General features: G+C 66.3%; 5 protein-coding genes. 2 read left to right on the top strand and 3 right to left on the bottom strand.

What is annotated here, in order from left to right:
• On the bottom strand, window positions 1–190 hold a 190-nt coding region (locus AC1DOC_RS26710), incomplete at its 3' end, for a LysR family transcriptional regulator (protein WP_478130832.1).
• Window positions 191–293: 103 nt separating this feature from the next.
• Between AC1DOC_RS26710 and ilvD the strand changes: the two genes are divergently transcribed.
• A complete protein-coding gene (ilvD, locus tag AC1DOC_RS26705) occupies window positions 294–1,988 on the top strand; it encodes a dihydroxy-acid dehydratase (RefSeq protein ID WP_478130831.1) in 1,695 nt (564 codons plus the stop codon).
• 21 nt (window positions 1,989–2,009) lie between these two features.
• Here the strand turns inward: ilvD and AC1DOC_RS26700 are convergent, their stop codons facing one another.
• Window positions 2,010–2,264 carry a TIGR04438 family Trp-rich protein gene (locus tag AC1DOC_RS26700; protein ID WP_012747638.1) on the bottom strand — a complete coding sequence of 85 codons (255 nt, stop codon included), beginning with the start codon at window positions 2,262–2,264 and terminating at the stop codon, window positions 2,010–2,012.
• A 108-nt stretch (window positions 2,265–2,372) separates the two neighbouring features.
• Here AC1DOC_RS26700 and AC1DOC_RS26695 point away from each other — a divergent pair, with 108 nt between their 5' ends.
• A complete protein-coding gene (locus tag AC1DOC_RS26695; RefSeq protein ID WP_018905076.1) occupies window positions 2,373–2,678 on the top strand; it encodes a c-type cytochrome in 306 nt (101 codons plus the stop codon).
• Between the two features lie 12 nt (window positions 2,679–2,690).
• Here the strand turns inward: AC1DOC_RS26695 and AC1DOC_RS26690 are convergent.
• Window positions 2,691–3,039 (bottom strand): LapA family protein (locus AC1DOC_RS26690; protein WP_478130830.1); only part of this gene is annotated, 349 nt, incomplete at its 5' end.

The following is a 3,039-nucleotide window of genomic DNA, read 5'->3' as shown; positions in this document are numbered from 1 at the left end:
GCGTGAGCGCCACGCGCCGGCGCGTGCGGTCGAACAGCACGACACCCAGTGTCTTTTCAAGCTGGGCAATGGCCTGCGTGACCGGCGGCTGGGTCATGTGCAGCCGCAGCGCGGCGCGGCCGAAGTGCAGCTCCTCGGCCACGGCCACGAACTGGCGCCAGGCGCGCAGGTCGATCAAGGCATCTTTCATATGCCAAGCATATCAATCGGCGCACAAGAATGGATTGGAATGAATCAATGAGAAGTCCGATACTTGGAATTCCCCTCGATCTCCCCACGACACAAGAGACACCATGGACACCAAGCCAATCCAGATCAACCGCCGCAGCGCCAACATCGTCGAAGGCAAGAGCCGCGCGCCCAACCGCTCGATGTTCTATGCCATGGGCTACGAAGAGGCCGACTTCAAGAAGCCGATGGTCGGCGTCGCCAATGGCCACAGCACCATCACGCCGTGCAACTCGGGCCTGCAGAAGCTGGCCGACGCGGCCATCGCGGGCATCGAGGAAGCCGGCGGCAACGCGCAGGTGTTCGGCACCCCCACCATCTCCGACGGCATGGCCATGGGCACCGAAGGCATGAAGTACTCGCTGGTGAGCCGCGAGGTCATCTCCGACTGCATCGAGACCTGCGTGGGCGGCCAGTGGATGGACGGCGTGCTGGTGGTCGGTGGCTGCGACAAGAACATGCCGGGCGGCCTCATGGGCATGCTGCGCGCCAACGTGCCGGYCATCTATGTCTACGGCGGCACCATCCTGCCGGGCCGCTACAAGGGACAGGACCTCAACATCGTGAGCGTGTTCGAGGCCGTGGGCCAGAACGCCGCCGGCAACATGAGCGACGAGGACCTGCACGAGATCGAGAAGCGCGCCATTCCCGGCACCGGCTCCTGCGGCGGCATGTACACCRCCAACACCATGTCCAGCGCATTCGAGGCGCTGGGCATCTCGCTGCCCTACTCGTCCACCATGGCCAACCCGCACGACGAGAAGGCCAATTCGGCCAAGGAATCGGCCAAGGTGCTGATCGAGGCCATCAAGAAAGACATCAAGCCGCGCGACATCGTCACCAAGAAGGCCATCGAGAACGCGGTGGCGGTGATCATGGCCACCGGCGGCTCCACCAACGCGGTGCTGCACTTCCTGGCCATTGCGCATGCGGCCGGCGTCGAGTGGTCCATCGACGACTTCGAGCGCATGCGCAAGAAGGTGCCGGTGCTGTGCGACCTGAAGCCCTCGGGCAAGTACCTCGCGGTCGACCTGCACCAGGCCGGCGGCATCCCGCAGGTCATGAAGGTGCTGCTGAACGCGGGCCTGCTGCACGGCGACTGCATCACCATCACCGGCCAGACAATCGCCGAAGTGCTGAAGGACGTGCCCGACGTGCCGCGCGCCGACCAGGACGTGATCCGCCCGATCGACAAGCCGATGTACGAAGAAGGCCACCTGGCCATCCTCAAGGGCAACCTGTCGCCCGAAGGCGCGGTCGCCAAGATCACCGGCCTCAAGAACCCGGTCATCACCGGCCCGGCGCGCGTGTTCGACGACGAGCAGTCGGCGCTCAAGGCCATCCTGGACGGCAAGATCAAGGCCGGCGACGTGATGGTGCTGCGCTACCTCGGCCCCAAGGGCGGCCCGGGCATGCCCGAGATGCTGGCACCCACGGGCGCGCTGATCGGCGCGGGCCTCGGCGAAAGCGTGGGCCTGATCACCGACGGCCGCTTCTCGGGCGGCACCTGGGGCATGGTGGTGGGCCACGTCGCGCCTGAAGCAGCCGCGGGCGGCACCATCGCCTTCGTGAACGAGGGCGACTCGATCACCATCGATGCGCACAAGCTGGTGCTCGAACTCAACGTGCCCGAAGCCGAGCTGTCCAAGCGCCGCGAAGGCTGGAAGCCGCCGGCGCCGCGCTACACGCGCGGCGTGCAGGCCAAGTTCGCGTTCAATGCCTCGAGCGCCAGCTCGGGCGCGGTGCTCGACAAGTTCTGAGGCCGGCCAGCGCCTGCCGGGTCAGCGCTTGGGGCGCTGGCCCTTGCTGCCGGGCAGGCCCATGTTGCTGCGCTGGCGGTCGATGCGTGCCTGCTTGCGCGCCTCTTCGCGCTCGACGACCTTGCGCTTGGTGTAGCCCGACGAGTCGGCCCATGCCCACCACGCCACGGCCATGGCAAAGGGCGACAGCACGATCCACCAGCTCCAGCCGGCCACCATGCCCACCTCGAAATACTTGAGGCCCACGCCGAGCAGGCCCAACAGCAGAAAAAGCATCGCGAATCCCTCCGGGTTTTTGTTGGCAACGCTTCCGGACGCCGGTCCACGGCGCTACCTACAATCGCGTTGCATCGAATGTAACCCAGCCATTACGAACAAAGCCCCATGAAAAGACTCCTGTCACTCGCGGTTCTCGGCCTCGGCCTGGCGGCGCCCGCCTTTGCCGACCTGGCACTGGCGACGTCGAAGAACTGCATGAGCTGCCACGCGGTGGACCGCAAGGTGCTCGGCCCCGCCTTCAAGGACGTGGCCGCCAAGTACAAGGGCAACGCCGGTGCCGTCGACATGCTGGCGGCAAAGATCATCAAGGGCGGCTCGGGCGTGTGGGGGCCGTTGGCGATGCCGGCCAACACCCAGGTGAGCGAAGCCGACGCCAAGAAGCTCGCGGCCTGGGTGCTGCTGGCGCGCTGACGCGGCGGCTCGTCAGATCCGCGGATCGATGTCCGTGGGCAGCGGCTTGCGCTCGATGCGGTCTTCGAGCTGGCCGATGTGCGCGGCCACGGTGTTGTCGGACTGCTCCGAGCGCTGGCGGATCACGCTCTCGAGCTGCCCCAGCCGCGTCAGCAGCGCGGCATGCCGATCGGCGTTCTGCGCCATGTGCTTGGTTTCCTGCGCTTCGAGGAAATTGCGCAGCTCGGTGAAGCGCGAGGCCTCGGCCTTGTCGGCCAGGTCGCGCTGCACCTGCATTTCCCTGTTGTGGCGCTTGGCATCGAGCAGCACCGAACTGTGCAGGTACAGGACGTAGACCAGGAAGAACACGCCCAGGGCCACG

The sequence above is a fragment of the Variovorax sp. 01T439_2 genome (assembly GCF_056398445.1).
This window is presented reverse-complemented; position numbering and strand designations above follow the sequence as displayed.

Excerpts from the sequence above, each read along its gene's own strand:
- AC1DOC_RS26695 (WP_018905076.1), top strand. The coding sequence starts at position 2,373 with ATGAAAAGACTCCTGTCACTCGCGGTTCTCGGCCTCGGCCTGGCGGCG.
- AC1DOC_RS26700 (WP_012747638.1), bottom strand. The coding sequence starts at position 2,264 with ATGCTTTTTCTGCTGTTGGGCCTGCTCGGCGTGGGCCTCAAGTATTTC.